Here is a 16,661-nt window from a genome sequence, read left to right as displayed (position 1 = left end):
GAGTGGAAGACGAGACATTGCCTGCGTGATGGAAAGCCCCGTATCAATAGCAAAGTCCCTGACCGGCGTGCCTCCGATCGCGTCCTTGATTCCCTGATTCGAAGCATTCATGATCGCGTTACCGGAAAATGCTTCGTTATTCGTATCAACCGGAGTGTTTCTTTTTTTGTACTCTTCCAGAATATTTTTATATTCATCGGTCGATTCCGCATTCATTAACGCTTTGATTTCTTTTGCTTTATCTATGCCCATCTTGGTTGCTGCGTAGATATATCCTTCCGGACTTGCCAGGGCGCCTGCAGCATTGTAGCCAACACCCGCAATGATATTTCTCCGCGATGCTTCTCTAACATTTTTAGTTTCATCATGTCTAAGTCGAGCCGCAGTTACGTCCCCAAGACTCTGCTCAAACTCCTTAGCTGTATCCCATCCATATTTTCCAAGCAGGTAGTTATACATGTTTTTCTCATCATCGTCGAGGAATTCTGCTCGTCCTTCCGGCAATCCGCCCAATCTGGTTTTTGCTGCCGTCTTCAGTTGTCCTATAAAACCATCCGAATAACCCTCCTTGCTCTGGCTTCCCTTTTTTACATAGTCTTTGTATCCTGGATCTTTCTGTGCCTGTGTATACGAAATATTTCCCCGTTTTCCTGAATATGTAAGTCCCGAAGATGCACGGAAATTCTGTTTGCCTCGTTCCGGGTTCCGCTTCGCATAATCAAGAACCATTTGGGTAAATTCCTGATTGCTATATGGTTTTGTTCCGTTTGCGCTGGTCTGAGGCCGAGAGAATACTTTGGTTGCCGCTGGCTGCTTCGTCTTTGTGGCTGCATATTCCTGTGCCAGTCTTTTTTCTGCTTCTTTCTTTTGCATATGCTGGTATAACTGTTCTCGATTAAATGTTTGAGGACCAACATATTTATCAAATAATCTCTTCCCCTCTTCCAACCTCCGCTCCGCCATTGTGACGTTTTTTTTCTTTTGAGTTGCCCCAAAAGACTGTGTAGAACGGTTGGAAGTTGTTTTAGGCGACGTTTCTCCAGTGTCACCCGCTTTTCCAACATACTTTTCATACAGCTCTTTTCCTTTTTTTAATTGATCTACTTTGTACCGCTCCATTTCTTCCTCCATGCATTTGCCGCACTGTTCCATGCACTATTCGATTCCAAATAATTCTGATTAGCCTGCACAACATTTGAGGCGTGTGGTATATCCATCTTGCTGAGCAATGCCTGCGGGTTCGATTTCGCATCTGCCTTATCCTTATACATATCAACCGCACCCGCTTTTTGCATATAGTTCATTAGATTATTTGCCGCCTCTGCGCCTTCTTTCTTATATACTTTCGTGTATGCATTCTTAGCATCAGCCCACGATATTGCATTTGCTGTTGATATCCCCGACGAACTAGATTTCTTTTTTGAAGATGATCTAGATGATCTACCACGTCCTCCGCCAGAACTTGCCGCCGCCTGTCTCCTTAACGCCATCTCAGCCTCCCAGTTCGCCTGCTCCTGTGCTGCCTGCTGCTTCTGGAATGCAAATTCCTGCGCCCATTGGTCTGCTGCCACGCGGTCCTGATACTCACCGTAATCATATCCATATTCCTGATTGTACCGACCGTTATAATAGTTCAGGTCGTTATAGTAATCGTTGACGCCATCCCTATAACGCTGGTAATCTGTATTGTCCAGACCTGTCACTACATTCATCTGGTTGTACAGATTCTGTCCTTCATCCGCATAACGCTGGTATGCCCGATCATAGAAGTCCAGAGCCTTATTGTTTAATTGAGCGACATAATTGTCATACGCCTGCTGCCCTGCTGCCGACGCGTATGTATTCCCATATCCGCCGGTCAGCGCCGCCGCATTCCCCATCGTATCGCGCATAGCAAGGTTTCCCTGGCGCATATACTGATCGCGGTACATTTTATATAAATCATCGTTTACCATATCCTCCGAGGTGTACGAAAATTTCGGACGGTTCATGATATTATCCAGGATACTTGAGATCTGATCTTCGTACTTACTTTCAAATTCATCCGGCTTGTTCTTCTCCAGATTCCGAGTTTTATTGTAGTATTCATTCACTCGGTCAGACCTCTGGTACATCGGCTTCGCCTCGGTCGAACCGCTTGCCGTGGCTACCCCCGCAGTTACATTGCTGGACGGGTTCGATGGTGCTGCATTTGCAAGCTCCTGAATCTTCGCCGCATTATTTGTCGCTGACCCGTTCTGCAGCATTCCCAGCAATTTTGTATTCTGGCTTGCCGTCCCGGAATATCCAGATATTCCATACTCTTCGGCAAGTTTCCGTCTGGCAGCGTAGCTGGAATCCCTTCCGGAGCTGCTCAGATAATCAACAATACTTCTCAGATAATCAACAATACTTCCAACCGCCATTATTCATCCTTCCCTTCTTCTTTTTCTTCGATAATCTCGCCTGCATTTAAGATAGCAGCAACCTTTACCAGATTCTCTGCCTGGGTAATCCCCTCCACTTTCATTCTATCGAGAGCACTGACAATCGCTTTGATGGCGAGCTCTTCATACACATATTTTTTCATGGTACCTCCTAACTACTGCTTTCCAAACTATCCAGGCGATCATAAATATCCTGGATCGTTTCTCCCACGCCCCAATAATGAGTCTTTCCGGAGAATACGGGGTGGTTCAGATAAAGTTCCTGCGCGTAGGCATTAGACGGTGAAAGAACGCAGCCATAGTGATCCAGGATCCTCTGCGGTTTTGTGTCATTGATATTTCCTGTGCCATCCCAGCCAGTCCAAAAGCAATACAAATCATTATCACCCATTCCTGTGCTCTGATCGCCGGTGCCTAGATATTGTCCCATGCTGGTATCAAACGTATAGAATCCTCCGATATAAACCTCGTCTTCATTAGCTTCAAATGCTCCACCCTTGCAGCGGATTCTTGAACCAGTGATCGTTGCACCTTTTACATTTCCGGAGAATGTAGCATTTCCGGAAGCATCTAACTTGAAATTCGTTGAATTTACCACCAGACGATTTCCGGATATCGTAACCTGTCCCGATTCCAATGAAATCTCCGACGATACGGTTCCTTTCGTTACTTTCATATCGATTTTGCTGTCTGTAACTTTAAACTTTGCATTCGTATTCTTTTCGAAATCGCTCACTTCAACTTTCAAACCATCCAAATCGAATTTCAGGGATGCTACCCTTTTCTCATCCTCCAGATATTTCTGCAGCGCCTGATTGGAATAGTTATCTTCCGGAGTAAGATTGTTGAACATATATTTAAGCTGTTCGTTGAGCTGATAGAGATATCCTGTCAGTTCTTTCGTATCCATACTATTAAAGCCCTCGATCGCTTTGAACTGTGCCATCAGATCTCACTCCCTTCGTTGATGTACTTTCCGACGGCAATCAATCGGGCTTTTCCCTTGCCTTCTAACCTCCACCGATAATAGAAGCAGCGCATCGGCTTAATTGGAATCGAATACGTCCGCTTTTTATCTGCGAAGATGGTAATCATCCGGCGGAAAGCTGCATCTGAATCGTGTTTCAGAAACACATCCACCTGGCTTCCACGTTCCAGCTCTATCATGAACTGAATCTTTCCAATGTACTTTCGATTCAGGCTTCCTTCTTCCAGATCTCCCGTTTCAAGATACCATTCGACCAGCTCATCCCCTCCGGTAATGGTGCGGACGTTTTTATCCTGATCGACATAATAGAGCTGTCCTCCTCCGGGTGCGGTAAGAAGCATCTGCGTATCATCTTCTTTATGCCAGAGCCGTTTTGCTGTGTCATAGACCAGCAGTTGTTTTCCTTTTCCCGTCTCCGCTGACAGATAATACTTTCCTTGGTATTTCCCTGCGATTCCATCCGACAGCGCGAGTTTTTCCAGAACATCCGACAGCGTAAACGGAACGCCGCCGGTATAGCCATGTACACCCGTACCAGAAAGATAGATCAGCGTAGTTCCAACGACCTGAACACTAGCACTGCACCCACTCTTTACGCCCGGCGCCTCCTGCGTTTGAATCTGGATATTTGACGGTTTGTTTCCATAGACCTTATGAATTGTATGCTCCTTAAAGAAAAGCGCATATCCGGAATATGTAGCTGCTGCCGTGAAATCTCCATCCGATCCGATCGTTGCCGCATAGGAGTCTGTCGAAATACCTTCAAAAACGTTCCAGTTCAGAGGATCGCCCAGCTTGCTCGCATATACTTCATGGTTTTTGCTACTGCATCCCCACAATCGATTTTCGCATTCCGTTAAAAAATCCATATCCGGTACTTTCCGCTTTATCTTCAAACCACTCGCCTGTGTAAAACTATTTTCTAATACACCGATGATTGTAATGCTATCATCCGTTTTTGCCTGGATAGTGGCCGTTTTATTGTAATCTGCATTCGTGCATCCGGATATTTCCACGCCGTCATACTGATTGAATTGTTTTCCGATTCCGGTGCAGGAAATTTTTGTATAGGTTGAGCCGGTGTATGACGGCGCAAACGTCGCCGCCGAAGCCTAGATAAAAGATTTCTCCATTGAACCAAATTCCCCGGAATCCGTATTTAAGTAAACCTTATCCGGGAAAATGATGATATAGGCCCCCATTCCGACCATAACTTTTTTGCCATCTGTCACTGTTCCTTTTTCCTGTTCCTTATAGTACAATTTTTCTCCATCCACATACGCCAGTCCATTTTTCCAATAAAGTCCGTTCGGAGTCTCCAATGTCTTTATTGACTCTCCACGCGCCTGACGCGGTCCTGCTGCTGGATAGTAATCAGAGGACATATTTTTCATATCTGCGAAATATCCATCCTGGACGCTCGACCTGGTATCTAAGCCGCCGAACACTCCTTCCTGTTTCTTGGTTCTGGTAATCGGATTTACGATTGGCAGACGCATCTTACCACCCCCTAAATTGTGCTTTTTCCTTCGGCATATGATTTCTACGGTAATAGGATGCAAACGCCTGGAAAGACGCCTCATATGCTGCCACGCTGTTGTTATAGCGCTCTGTTTCCTCGTTCTTATAGTCAATCTTGGCGGCAAGATAATTTACATAGATATCTCCAAAGCGATCCGGCACCATAAGGGTCTTTTCAGAGTCCCGGTCATAATCGTACCCGTCAAATTCTATGTCATTGCCCTCCGCCGCATTTAGGATGTCGTCTACAACCATTCCTTCTACTTCTGACAGCCACGCCGTTTTTACCCTGGCATCATACTGATTCAGTTTTTCATCATCTACTCTCGCCAGCACTTCCGCTATTTTCATCGCATCGCCTCCTTGAGTTTTATTGTGCCAGATTCCTATGTGTTTTTCTCCCACGCAAAAATGCCCCACCAGGCATGTGACAGGGCATCTCGTTAATATCTCTTGAAATATGCAGTTTTTCACGTGGACTCGACTGGAAAAATTCTTTCTTCGTCTCTGCTTCGTTTTGTCACAGGATATGTCCATCTTCCGCGATTCTATCCGCCGTCAGCATCCAGCCGTCCGAATCGAACGCATACAACTGTCCATCAATCCGGCAGACTGTATCATGCAGATATTTGTAACCTTTCAGGACATACCACCAACGTCCATCCTGCCAAATCCAGCCTCCGACATATTCCCCGGAGATCCATCCGTGTGAGGTCTCGATCCAAGGTTTTCCATCTACAAAACACTTCCGGAGCGGCTGCACGTGTTCTCCGTTATTATAACGTCTTCCGGAATCTGCCCCACCCGGGGTTGTTCGGATAATCAATGTCGGCGATGCCAGAATGCACAAACCGCGCACGCCGCTCTTTACCTCTTTCAGATCGGTGATCGATACCTGCGGGGCGCTCGGCTGTGAAGCTGCAGCTCCATCCTCCGCCGCCCAAGTCTTTTTGAAATTCTCAAATGTCCCATATTTCTGCTTCAAAATTCCCGTGCCGCTGCCCCAGTCCGGCAGATAAAGATGCGGTTTGTCTTCCAGGCTCTTCCAATCTCCTCCCCAGGCAAGTCCCAGCCCCTTGGCAATCTCAGCCGCTTTTTTAAACATTCCTGTTCTGTCATTAAATGCATCATCTGACGTGCTGCCATCTCCATCAATGTCCATTATTAAATAAAAATCAAAGGCGATTCCCCACTGATGCTGTGAACTGTAGCTGCTGCCCGGTGCATTGGTTACCTTTTTTCCCGGTTTTGTACGTCCCTGAGCATAGAGGGCATCCTGCTCTGCTACTGTCCGGAATGTTTCCCCAATTGTCACTGCAATCCCTTGTGTCACACAGGCTTTCATCCACGCACCCGCAAGACGCTGGAGACGCGGATGGCACAATGTAATATCTCTCATATTTGTCCTTTCTACGAACACAGGGCGGAAAATATCCGCCCTAAATCATTATTTGCACTCATCTGCCGGTCCCGGCTTTTTTGTTTCTGCTCCCGGTCCTACCGGCGTATTCCCTTTTCCTTCTTTTGCCGGACCCGTGCAGCCAACATCGCAGGTGCACTCTGGATCTACCGTCATTTCCGGATGCCCTAATTTCTGCGCTTTCTTAGCGCTATAGTTATGTACTTCGTTTGCATTCTTGTTTCCATGTACGTTACAACTCATCTTTTCTTTCCTCTCTTTCTATTTTCTTGCTTTCTCTGCCTGGGTTCCGAAATAAAACCCTACAATCATAGTGAAAATGCTCATGTATTCCTGTCCGGATACTTCTCCGGAACACGTCAGCCCAATGAATCCCGCTGTCAATGCTAATGTCATAAGGCTTTTTACATCAATCAGTTTCGCAAGTTTTTCTTTCAAGCTCTTCCCTCCTCCAAATCCTGGATACGATGATTCGCCACTCGGATTTGTTCCTGCATGACAGCCTGTATTTCTTCCAGCTTATACGTGCGTTCGATTACTGTATTATGCTTTTCAACTTTCTTTTCAAGCTGCCCCATCCGGTATGTCATGAGCTTCGCCGATGCAATCACACCTGCAAAAGCCCCCAGGACACCTCCGCCGGACGCGATCAAGGCTACTGCAATTTCTGTATCGATCATTCTATCCCTCCGGATGCTCCTCCAACCATTTCTCGGTTACCTTACGCCAATATAACGGCACCTTTTCAAGTGTCATTTTCCCGTCTCTGATTTTCTTTCCATAAAAAGCCCCCATCACTTAGCACCTCCTTTCTCCGCAAGCTCACTCGCCGCAGCACCGAGATCTATGATTGCCTCATCCTGGATCTCCTGACTTTCTTCCAATGCGTCCAGACGTTTTTCTTCGGATGTCTTTTCACGCATATTGAAGCTGGTTTTTACTTTGCCCCCTTCAACAGCGGATGTTTCAGAAACCAGAAGGACATCTTCATATTTTCCCACCGTCAGACCGTCTGACGTTTCGATCCGGATCGATTTTAGATTTTCGTCTGTCAGCTTTTTCCAAATCTCCAGCATAGTCTCCCGACTCTCGCTCTCAATCTGAAGCGCACTCAGAGAAGCTCCTGCTACCATCTCAATCTTCGTTCCGTCCTTTAAAATAAGCTTATCCATGATATCCCTCCTTATTCTTCATAAAGCACTGTAAGACCATAGGCAACCGCAGCGTCATGTTCGATCCGGCACCCTCTTGCCTTTTCCCATCCTTTGCAGAAATATGCAGCATGACACAAAGACATGTTCTCTAAGGACTTTGCCAGGAAACACAGCGGAATCTGTTCCACTCCTCTCTCTTCCATCTTCTCCCTGCTATACCATTCATCGGTGAACGGGGTGTTTACAATCTCATACCCTTTTTCCTTCAGTGCTTTGACTGCCTTTTCTCTTGTTTCTACAATTTCTTCATCCGTTTTGCCAGCCATAGGCTGTGATAACATTGCTTTCATTTCTTTCCTCCTACTGAATTCCCTTCCAAGCCGTCTGTAACAGGAAGCCTAACAGCTCCCAAATCTTATCTTTGATTTTACCCATGCAGATTTCATATCCGATCTTCTCCGAATAATTTTTCTCGTCCACGCATCCGGTTGATTCTACAATTTCAAATCCATTTCTGAGCACACAGCGAACTACTGTTGTCTTCGTTCCCATCGTCTTCGTTTCCGTGTATGCAATGAACTCATCTACCATCTTCTGGCCGATGCTGACGCCAGACGGAAGTTCTGTATTATCATCTACTTTCATGTAAGCCTTATCAAACACTTCCTTCGGGCTCCATGACTCGTAACCATCCTGGTACTTTACCAGATATCCCGCATCGTTCGGATCCCCTGGAACAGCTCGGCCTCTGCTTTCGTTGTAAACTCCCTTCGTCATTGGTTCCGCTTCAATCATTTTTGTTCCGATGTATTTATTCATTGGACTCTCCTCCTTTTTTACGATGTTATTAACTTTGTTGATTAATTCTGTTGGATCACTCATCATACGACATACAAATTCGTTATTGTGATAAACATCATACACATTATCGAATTCACTTCTTCCCCAGCAATCGTACCCATTTTCGATTTTATTTTTCTTTACTGTGAACATTTCGCCCCCCTCAATTACTCAGCTAAATTGTTATTTTACTTTTAATAAAGATAAACGAGTTCGAATTTTTAAATCACCCCCTGAAAACTGCTGAACCCTGATTTCTACATGTGCCGGATTTTCATATTTCAAAATAACGGCCAGATTCTGAAAGGTCATTCCATCGGTGCTCGGAGCAACAATACTATAGTGCGCGTTCATGTCTGCAAAAACTTCAGTTGTTTTTTCTGCAAATCCAATGTGCCGAGATCCCTTTGCATTCGAACTCCATCGAACATTAGCGAAGGCAATATATACGCCAGCATCTACATTAAAGGAATAAACGACAGTTTGAGTATTACTTGGAACCACGGAATCCTCAGTCCCGACAATAGAACCGTAATAGAGAACTTTCAGGTCGCTATTTAACTGAGTAAGTGATTTCTCCGCTGCCGTCAATCTCTCATCCAGCAGTTTCCCCACAATCGCATCCAATGCCGCTTTTCCGGATTCCGTAGCAAGATAATTTGCTATCAGTGGCGGAAGCGGTCCTTGAATGCCCTGCGGTCCCTGTGGGCCAGTGTCTCCTTTTTCGCCCTGGATGCCTTGCGGTCCCTGTGGGCCAGTCTCTCCCTGGATTCCCTGTAAGCCCTGCGGACCAGTCTCTCCCTGGATTCCCTGTGGTCCCTGCGGTCCTTTGATATTTCCAATTAAAATCCTAGCCATCGTTTTTCACATCCTCTCCTGTAAGATAATAGAGATTCCCTGTTTCCGAATCATAATGGAATGCTGGCGGCTTCTCTCCATCCGGATAATCTGCATAGAGATTTCCTGTTTCCGGGTCCAGATAGAGCGAAAACATCCCCGATGCCGGAATCATGACACCGCTCTCCCCCTTCACTCCTTGGATTCCCTGAGGTCCTTGCGGACCGGTATCTCCTTTTTCGCCCTGGATGCCTTGCGGTCCCTGCAGACCAGTATCTCCTTTTTCGCCTTTATCTCCCTTATCTCCTTTTAACTCCCCACGCTCTAGCTTTCCTACAACATCCTCTCGGATCTTCTCCGCTTCCTCTGCTGCCGTCGTCGCCCTGGTCGCTGCCGAATTTGCCAATCCCGCCGCAGTATCTGCCTTGTTTGTGGCTTCCTCCGCTTTTCCAAGACCGGCATTCAATTCCTTTTCCAGGCGTTCAAATTCACTCAGTCCCGGTTTCCCTTCCGGGGTATTGATTGCATCTTCCACATACACCGGCGTTTTATACGAGGTAAAGCGCATCGTTCCGGTTTCATCATAACCTCTGACCGCGATAAATACGGCGCCAGGAACCCGAAGCTGTGTATTCCGTATCTGCCAGGTCAATAAGATTCTTTCCTCGCCGTATGTGGCTTGCAGGGAGTCTGTATCCTTCGTACCATCGGCATATTCCAGGTCGATAAAGAAGTCCAGCGCCGACAAATCCAACAAAGTCGCTGACACGCGCGGAATGGAGAATGTTCTTGTATCACACAGATTATCCGCTGTTGTTCCGATCTTCTCTTCTCCTCTTGGGATAAGCATCTGCCGGTTCTCAATTACTATCATTCTTCCACCTCTTAAATACGGGATGCATGATTTTCACACACATCCCGCCGTGATTAGATCAGCAGTTTCAGACCATTCTCAAACTTTTCAGATTCCTGATCGATAAATTCCGCCGCTTTCGTGTCCTGCTCCTGGGAGTTCTGCAGCACTTCCGCTACCTCTTTCGGAACCTTGACATTTCTGCCGCGCTTAACGATATAAGATCTACCGTTTACCTGCACAAATACATCGCCCTTGTACTTGTCAGAATCTCTCATCAGGAAGATATTAACCATTCCATCATCCGGCGCTTCTGCTGGCTGCTCCTCTGTTTCTACCGCCTGCGTTTCTGCCATCTGCTCCTCTTTTAATTTTTCTGTTTTAGCTGCCATTTAGTTCCCCTTTCCTTCCGAGAATGTGCTTCCTGTCTCAATACGCACCATGTACTGTTCTACCAGACGTTCCGCCGTCTTGGTGGCTTTCCATCCGGCTGTTGCTCTCTGGTTCAGCGGATCGGCTGTACCACCGGAACCAAGCTGTTTTACAATCGTTTCAAGACCGCCGCCCTCAACATCCGTGATTCCATATGCGTTCGCACCGAGGATCAGCGTTGAGTATACATCGATCTTATCGCTTCCTGTTCCCGTAGCTCCTGCCTTTGCAAAGATCTTCGCTTCGGTGGACTCTACAAAACGGACGCCGCCAATCTCTCCGATCTCGTTCTGGTAAGCGTTTTCCGGCTTGGTGTATCTGTGCCAATCTTTCCACTCCTCATCCTCCATGAGGTCATAGGCGATATCCGGGTGGATGATTCCGACATACCAGCCGTCAATCTTCGGAGCATTCTGTTTTTTCAGCGCTCTGACTGCCATCTTAACCGCCTTGACGGTCAGTTTCATGTTCTGGGTTAAAGTGGCTCTCGATGCGGTCTGTCCCTCTGCATACTGTACATTCGTTCCGCCATTGAGGACTTCTCTGGTTACAGTGTCCAGAGTGGCACCAGCCTGATCGCCCAAGAGTTTCATGGCTTCCACCAGGTTGTTATCGATCGCTGTCATAAGCAGCATATCAGACAGTCTGATATAATCACCGTACTGTTTGACGGTCGCCGTCACGATGCTGACATCCAGCTTGTTGCCTTCCGGGGTTACGCCCTCAGTCAGCGGGGTTAGTGCCTTGCTGAGCGGGGTGTACTTTCTAAACTCGATTGTTTTACCGCCGTTTTTCGGGATCGGTCGTTTCTGGCCGAACTGATCGTGTACCAGACGCGGACCCGCAATGTCAATCAAGGTCTTGTCATAGTACGTCTTCATCTCATGACTGAGTTCGTTTCCTGTACCGGTCGAACCAGTGGTGTTTGTTACATCATCAAATAATCTTAAATCTAAGTAAATCATTCCATCCTCCTACTCTCTGAATGTAATGATCTCCCCTCTTGCTGCTCTTCTGGCGTATTCCTGGCGCTCTTCCTTGGTCATCTTTGCAGGATCCTTTACGATCTGCGCTGCCGGATGGCTTGACATGCCATTCTCCGCCGGTCTCATCTGACCGCTCTGCACGGCTGCCGCCTGCTGTTTGGCGGTTGCCTTGGCTGTCTGCTGCATCAGTGCCGGAATTATTTCATCATGATGAAGAGTCTCATAGATTGTACGCATATTGATGCCTGCGCCCATCAGGTCAAGGAATCTCTGATCTTGGATTTCCGTCTGCAAATCAAACTGCGGGTAGAATCGTTTCAGTTCTTCCGCTTCCCGGTCCCATTTCTGAAATACTGCATCCCGCTGGTTTTTACGCTCTGCCTCTTCCTTGGCTTTCCGGAATGATTCGTTTTCCACTTCCAGCTTCATCATCTTCTTATAGCTGTCTACCGCCATGCCCTGGTCGGCTGCTGCCTCTTCCCAAAACATATCATCATTTTCCAGTGCTGTGCGAATATCTGCCATGTTATCGGACGCAAGACCGTACTTCTTTGCCATCAGACCGATGATGTCCGACTGCTCCTGCATCTGCTTCTGCATCTGCTTCATGTCGCCCACACGGCTCTTGATTACCTTCTGCACGTCTGCGTCGTACATATCACGGAATTTGCCTTTAATCAGGTCGTTATAGGACTTCGCGCGTTCTTCCGGGGTCTCCTCTACGGTTTCGGCTGGCTTTTCACCTTCTGCCTGTATTCCGCTTGCTCCTGATGTCTGCGTTCCATTTTCTGCCGGTGCGGCTCCTGTAGTCGCTCCCGCTGCGCCTCCTTCTCCACCTTCGAACATTCTGAGGTTCAATCTAATCATCTTTTTTCCCTTTCTGCCGTCTTTCCGGCGTGCCTATCTGTCGTCTCTCCGGCGTGTCGGCTGTCTTTCCAGCTTGTCCTCTGCCGTCTTTCCGGCGTGTCCGTCTGTCTCTCCAGCTGTCTCCTGCCGTCTCTCCGGCGTGCCTATGCTTATATTTTTACATAATCAAAACTCAAAATCTCCCACTAGGTCAAACTGCTCCGGATACCTTGATTTTAAAAGGCAAAAGCCGGTTTTTGTGAATTTCAAAAGATTCTCAATTTCTTCCGAATTTTCATCATCTGGATAAAACCTGACTGCTATATGTCCGTCCCGGCTTTCCGTCCGCACATTGGCATCCATCCGCCACAAACACTCGAGTAAGGTCTGCCCCAGCATCGACACCGCTGCACAAAGGATATTCCCCTCATCCGGGTTCACTTTCTCCGCGTGTCCGCCGATAATGAAATCAATCACTTCATTTTCCCGTCGTTCAATTACTTTCGTCATTATTCTGCCCCCTTTGGCGTTGCCGCCTTCGCTGCGCGTTCCCGTGCTTTCCCAGCGGTCGAACTGGCTGCTTCCCTGGTTGCATTCCCCATCGCATCAAGCTGGGCGGATTTGCCGTTGCCACCGGACACGATCGGCTGCTCCCCCGGTCCCATTGATCCCACTGCATCTAACAGGCGCGTATCGCCGGTACTCTGGGCGATCACTGCTGCCATCTGGCTCATAGTCTGCTGCATCTGCTGCATCTGCTGATACATGGTTCCTTTCTGTGCAATCTTCCGTATAACTTCCTCTTTGCCGTCAAACATCATCATTTCGAGGCAAGCCAGTGCCTGATCAGCTAACTGCGGATTAAAGAAGCCTAGATTGTACATTTCTTTAGCCAGTTCGTTCTGGGAAATCTTTGTAAACGGGCTTGCTTTCTGTGCCTGTACTTTGATGTCATATACAGGTTTACGCTCCGCAATCATGCCTGTAAATCCCACTTCCATCTCCTGGGCTTGCATACCGGAGTTATCGAATGATACGAAATTCTCCCCCGTGTCATTCGTGATACGGAAGACACGAGGCGCGGTGTAAAACTGCCTGATGAGTTCCAGAACAATATTTACAACACTCTGAAAAGCCTGATAAGAGCCGTTTATCATATCCCTTGACAGCTTACTGCCTGCCTCCTGCAGTGCCGCAATCGCGGAAGCTGCCGTTACTCCGGAAGCTGTCGCGCCCTGTGAAAAATCACGGTTTCCGGAAGTCTCTTTTAATTCCTCGATTTTCCCCTGGTAAACCTGATAATAGATGCCTGGAAGAGGTGCCACTGTAAGAGGCAACATGTCATCTCTGGATCCGTTGTAATGCACAATATCCCTCGACAGGTCCGAAAACTCTTCCTCATTGAATCCGGAGCTGTCTTTGCACGCATACCGCGGCCTGGAACCTGCGATCGAATTCTGTAAAATTGACTGGCTCAATTTGTCAATATACTCCTGGCAGTCTTTCATTATATCCAGATATCCAAAGCCGAAAGGACTGTGCTCAATCGGGAACATGAGATCGAACACAAACGGATACTGTCCATGTTTATACCAACCGTCAGCCATTTTTGGATCGTTCTCCGATGCATAGAGTACGGTTCCATTACAGATTTTACAATAATGCAGCACTGTTTTCATAACCGGCACATCTCCGGACATACCGGAAACTGTTTTCTTGTAATACCAATCAATGATTAATGATTTCCCGGTTGTATCGACATAATCATCATTCAGGTACTCCTGGACACTAATCAAAGTATCATTCAGTTTTCCCTGCATCTGTGGATATTCCTGTTCAATCAGGTCGTTATCCATAACATTCAGATAAAACAGGTTCCTGGATTCCTGGATTTTATCAATTCCCGGCTCCCAATACATTTTGAGCGGGTCACATTTTTTAATTGAGATATCGCCCAGACCGTTCTCCTTGTGAGCATCCCAGAACACTCCATAAATGCTCGTTCCCATTTTGATTTTCTGCCAGGTCGCTTCTGAATAGACTGCAGTGTACTCGTTCCGGTCCATGATAAACGGAATAACATCTGATAAAATCTTGGCTGTTTCTTTGTCTGACTCCTCACGCGGCAATATATTCGCTTCTGGATAATTATCCATAAAATCAGCGTGCTTATTGATGAGCGAGTTGATCAACCATGCACTGGCCGGTTCGATTGCATTCCCGTTCTTATTTTTCTTTTTAAACCGATCCCAGTGGCGCTTCTTCCACCACTGTTCATTATCAATCAATCTTTCATCCAGGGATTTCTTTCCCTGTTTGTACTTTTCCAGAATAGCAAGTGCTTTTCTTGCTTCTTCCTCTCCTATTTTGGTCTGTATCACTTTTTCTTCCATGATTCCCTCCTATACTCTCAATACAAGACGTTTCTGTTTGTACAGATCCAGCGGATCCTCCTGCGGTATTTCCTGGATGACGCTCTGACGCGGGGCGATCGGGTGCTCCATAAGAACATAACGACACTCATCATAGATATGATCCTCCTGGGTCGTGTCTATATCCTCTACGTTATGCTCGTCATATACCAATGCCGGAATCGTGCGGATGAAGTCCTTGCAGGTATCAAACACGTAAAACATCGCCCGACCATTTGAGTCGAACGCAAGTCGATAGTGATACTGCATTTTACCGGCGAGGCGGGTGTTATCGCCCGGGGACCAGTAAATCCCTTCACGTTCCATCATTTCCGCGATCGATTCCCCGCGTGACCTATCATAGATAGACGGATCCGCTATCCCGATGATTTTGCGTCCTTTTAGCATTGGATCCGCCTGCTCCACCTCGCGGATCTGTCTGGCTATCTCGTTCGGCGCTATCTTGACACCTACATTCGGCTCTCCTGTGCAGCCGTACATTTCTTTGATGCGGTAAATGCAGCCATCATGATCTACGGCATGCCAGCCGACCGAATACGGTTTTGCATAGCCAAAGTCAAAGCCCCGGTATATCGCCCAGTCTGTGGGGATTCGGAACGGTTTAATGACGTGCGTGTATTGCTGGGTTTCATATCCCAACGGATTATCCCGGAACTCTTCGAATACCTGTCCCGAAAAGCTATCCCAATCCCCATACAGCAGCGCCTCACGTTCCGCCTTTGGAAGCGATGCCAGCGCGGCGAGGTAATTCGGATCGCTTTTAAGCAGCTCTTTATTATCAAACACTGTCGATGGGATAAAACAGGACGTTCTATATAGGCTAGTCTTTTTGCCATGCGGATCCAGAATCTCATATTCATGTACTACCGTCTTATATGGCGCCGCCGCCTTAACAAAGTGCTGTTTTACCCAGCCGTGACCGATGCCGCCGGGATTGGCTGTACAGCGCATATACTTGCGTGTTCCCGGACCTGCGGGGCGGTTACGGGAAACCATATAGGAGTATTCATCCCATGTGAAGTGTGTAAGTTCGTCAAAGCCGATAAAATCGTACTGTTTGCCCTGGTAATTTGTCCGGTCCTTAGTGTGCTGCATCGAACCGAAGTAAATTTTTGCGCCGCTGGGAAACTTCCAGACGTGCCCCGTCTCGTTATACCTGGCTTTTCTGTATGCCGGTTGATAAACATCGCGTGAGCGGTCTATCAGTGCCGTGAGCTGCGGATAGGTCTTTCTGAATATGATCGCCCGGTAATGGGGGATGTGTACCTGGCGCAGAGCTTCCGCCAGAAGAAAATCAGACTTCCCGCCGCCTGCTGCCCCGCCGTATAGAGCTTCATCCTCCCCTCTGCTCATCATCAGCGCCTGTTTCGGCTGCGGCTGCCAGATCACTCTTCTGCTTTTTGTATCGTTCAATTTCCTGTTTCACTCCTTCCACATCTGCCGGTGCCAGCATGATCACGCCGCTCTCTCCAGCTTCCTCCTGCTCCTCCTGGATATTCTGGCGCTCTCTCCAGTCTTCCTTGGCGCGGTTTGTCAGCCAGAAGATGATCGCCTTGGTATCTGGCGGGATATAGACCTCATCCTCCCCCATTTCCAGGTGCTCCTCTTCTTTGATTTTCCGACCGGCATCGTTATATTCAATCTTCCGGACCTTGAAAGTTTTCTTTAGCTGGACTTTGTGGCCGATGCATTTCAAATACAGGGCATTTTCCACCTCTGTGTCTGCGATTTCCTTGCTTTTTTTTAATGTGTCCGCAATGACCGGATATTTTTTTCTCCACTCATTCAGCGTGGACCTTGAAATCCCTATATTTTTCGCGATCTGCTGGTCGCTCAGTCCCTTCCGGGCCCATCCGGACAGCAGAGTCCTCTTGTCCGGATCGTCAATCCATTCCTGATATTTCGCTCTCGCCATCCGTTTCGACC

24 protein-coding genes are annotated in these 16,661 nt (G+C 47.4%); all 24 read right to left on the bottom strand.

The window, feature by feature from the left end; translation table 11 throughout:
* Nucleotides 1-1,131: hypothetical protein (locus QVO97_RS03630; protein ID WP_288188817.1), on the bottom strand; the 1,131-nt coding region annotated here is incomplete at its 3' end.
* Nucleotides 1,101-2,405, bottom strand: coding sequence for a DUF3597 family protein (locus QVO97_RS03625; protein WP_022359040.1), 1,305 nt, complete (start codon nt 2,403-2,405; stop codon nt 1,101-1,103). The genes QVO97_RS03625 and QVO97_RS03630, both read right to left, overlap by 31 nt.
* Complete coding sequence (locus QVO97_RS03620) at nt 2,405-2,569, bottom strand: hypothetical protein (protein ID WP_022359039.1); 165 nt, start codon at nt 2,567-2,569, stop codon at nt 2,405-2,407. The genes QVO97_RS03625 and QVO97_RS03620 overlap by 1 nt, the downstream gene beginning before the upstream one ends.
* Nucleotides 2,570-2,577: 8 nt before the next feature.
* Complete coding sequence (locus QVO97_RS03615; RefSeq protein ID WP_022359038.1) at nt 2,578-3,372, bottom strand: hypothetical protein; 795 nt, start codon at nt 3,370-3,372, stop codon at nt 2,578-2,580.
* On the bottom strand, nt 3,372-4,283 hold the full coding sequence (locus tag QVO97_RS03610; RefSeq protein WP_288188814.1) for a hypothetical protein: 912 nt from the start codon (nt 4,281-4,283) through the stop codon (nt 3,372-3,374). The genes QVO97_RS03615 and QVO97_RS03610 overlap by 1 nt, the downstream gene beginning before the upstream one ends.
* 243 nt (nt 4,284-4,526) lie before the next feature.
* Entirely contained in the window at nt 4,527-4,913 is a 387-nt protein-coding gene (locus QVO97_RS03605) for a hypothetical protein (RefSeq protein ID WP_022359036.1), read from the bottom strand.
* A 1-nt stretch (nt 4,914) separates the two neighbouring features.
* Entirely contained in the window at nt 4,915-5,286 is a 372-nt protein-coding gene (locus QVO97_RS03600; protein WP_022359035.1) for a hypothetical protein, read from the bottom strand.
* Between the two features lie 169 nt (nt 5,287-5,455).
* Nucleotides 5,456-6,334, bottom strand: coding sequence for a M15 family metallopeptidase (locus tag QVO97_RS03595; RefSeq protein ID WP_022359034.1), 879 nt, complete (start codon nt 6,332-6,334; stop codon nt 5,456-5,458).
* 48 nt (nt 6,335-6,382) lie between these two features.
* Nucleotides 6,383-6,598 carry a hypothetical protein gene (locus tag QVO97_RS03590; protein ID WP_022359033.1) on the bottom strand — a complete coding sequence of 72 codons (216 nt, stop codon included), beginning with the start codon at nt 6,596-6,598 and terminating at the stop codon, nt 6,383-6,385.
* Nucleotides 6,599-6,616: 18 nt separating this feature from the next.
* Nucleotides 6,617-6,793, bottom strand: coding sequence for a hypothetical protein (locus QVO97_RS03585; RefSeq protein ID WP_022359032.1), 177 nt, complete (start codon nt 6,791-6,793; stop codon nt 6,617-6,619).
* Nucleotides 6,790-7,035 carry a hypothetical protein gene (locus tag QVO97_RS03580; RefSeq protein WP_022359031.1) on the bottom strand — a complete coding sequence of 82 codons (246 nt, stop codon included), beginning with the start codon at nt 7,033-7,035 and terminating at the stop codon, nt 6,790-6,792. Before QVO97_RS03580 ends, QVO97_RS03585 begins: the two co-directional genes overlap by 4 nt.
* 1 nt (nt 7,036) lies before the next feature.
* Nucleotides 7,037-7,150, bottom strand: a complete 114-nt coding sequence (locus tag QVO97_RS03575) for a CD1375 family protein (protein ID WP_022359030.1) — start codon at nt 7,148-7,150, stop codon at nt 7,037-7,039.
* Nucleotides 7,150-7,527 (bottom strand): hypothetical protein, encoded by a 378-nt coding sequence (locus tag QVO97_RS03570; protein WP_022359029.1) that lies wholly within the window; start codon nt 7,525-7,527, stop codon nt 7,150-7,152. The genes QVO97_RS03575 and QVO97_RS03570 overlap by 1 nt, the downstream gene beginning before the upstream one ends.
* Before the next feature lie 11 nt (nt 7,528-7,538).
* Nucleotides 7,539-7,859, bottom strand: coding sequence for a DUF4406 domain-containing protein (locus QVO97_RS03565; RefSeq protein WP_022359028.1), 321 nt, complete (start codon nt 7,857-7,859; stop codon nt 7,539-7,541).
* Between the two features lie 10 nt (nt 7,860-7,869).
* Complete coding sequence (locus QVO97_RS03560) at nt 7,870-8,328, bottom strand: Gp49 family protein (protein ID WP_288188810.1); 459 nt, start codon at nt 8,326-8,328, stop codon at nt 7,870-7,872.
* Between the two features lie 204 nt (nt 8,329-8,532).
* Nucleotides 8,533-9,207, bottom strand: a complete 675-nt coding sequence (locus QVO97_RS03555) for a collagen-like protein (protein WP_022359026.1) — start codon at nt 9,205-9,207, stop codon at nt 8,533-8,535.
* Nucleotides 9,200-10,060, bottom strand: a complete 861-nt coding sequence (locus tag QVO97_RS03550; protein WP_022359025.1) for a collagen-like protein — start codon at nt 10,058-10,060, stop codon at nt 9,200-9,202. Before QVO97_RS03550 ends, QVO97_RS03555 begins: the two co-directional genes overlap by 8 nt.
* A 53-nt stretch (nt 10,061-10,113) precedes the next feature.
* Complete coding sequence (locus tag QVO97_RS03545) at nt 10,114-10,431, bottom strand: hypothetical protein (RefSeq protein ID WP_022359024.1); 318 nt, start codon at nt 10,429-10,431, stop codon at nt 10,114-10,116.
* Nucleotides 10,432-11,436 carry a N4-gp56 family major capsid protein gene (locus QVO97_RS03540; RefSeq protein WP_022359023.1) on the bottom strand — a complete coding sequence of 335 codons (1,005 nt, stop codon included), beginning with the start codon at nt 11,434-11,436 and terminating at the stop codon, nt 10,432-10,434.
* A gap of 9 nt (nt 11,437-11,445) precedes the next feature.
* Nucleotides 11,446-12,303 carry a hypothetical protein gene (locus QVO97_RS03535; RefSeq protein ID WP_288188806.1) on the bottom strand — a complete coding sequence of 286 codons (858 nt, stop codon included), beginning with the start codon at nt 12,301-12,303 and terminating at the stop codon, nt 11,446-11,448.
* A 186-nt stretch (nt 12,304-12,489) separates the two neighbouring features.
* Nucleotides 12,490-12,813, bottom strand: coding sequence for a ribosomal-processing cysteine protease Prp (locus tag QVO97_RS03530; RefSeq protein ID WP_022359021.1), 324 nt, complete (start codon nt 12,811-12,813; stop codon nt 12,490-12,492).
* Nucleotides 12,813-14,696: a portal protein gene (locus QVO97_RS03525; RefSeq protein WP_022359020.1), complete on the bottom strand. Its 1,884-nt coding sequence runs from the start codon at nt 14,694-14,696 to the stop codon at nt 12,813-12,815. Before QVO97_RS03525 ends, QVO97_RS03530 begins: the two co-directional genes overlap by 1 nt.
* Before the next feature lie 9 nt (nt 14,697-14,705).
* On the bottom strand, nt 14,706-16,148 hold the full coding sequence (locus tag QVO97_RS03520) for a terminase large subunit domain-containing protein (protein ID WP_369678378.1): 1,443 nt from the start codon (nt 16,146-16,148) through the stop codon (nt 14,706-14,708).
* The coding region (locus QVO97_RS03515) for a helix-turn-helix domain-containing protein (RefSeq protein WP_288188804.1) at nt 16,069-16,661 on the bottom strand (593 nt) is incomplete at its 5' end. The genes QVO97_RS03520 and QVO97_RS03515, both read right to left, overlap by 80 nt.

It is taken from the genome of Clostridium sp. CAG:43, from assembly GCF_000434655.1.
GTDB lineage: Bacteria > Bacillota > Clostridia > Lachnospirales > Lachnospiraceae > Otoolea > Otoolea fessa.
The sequence above is the reverse complement of the archived record's forward strand: the minus strand, read 5'-3'. Positions and strand labels throughout refer to the sequence as shown.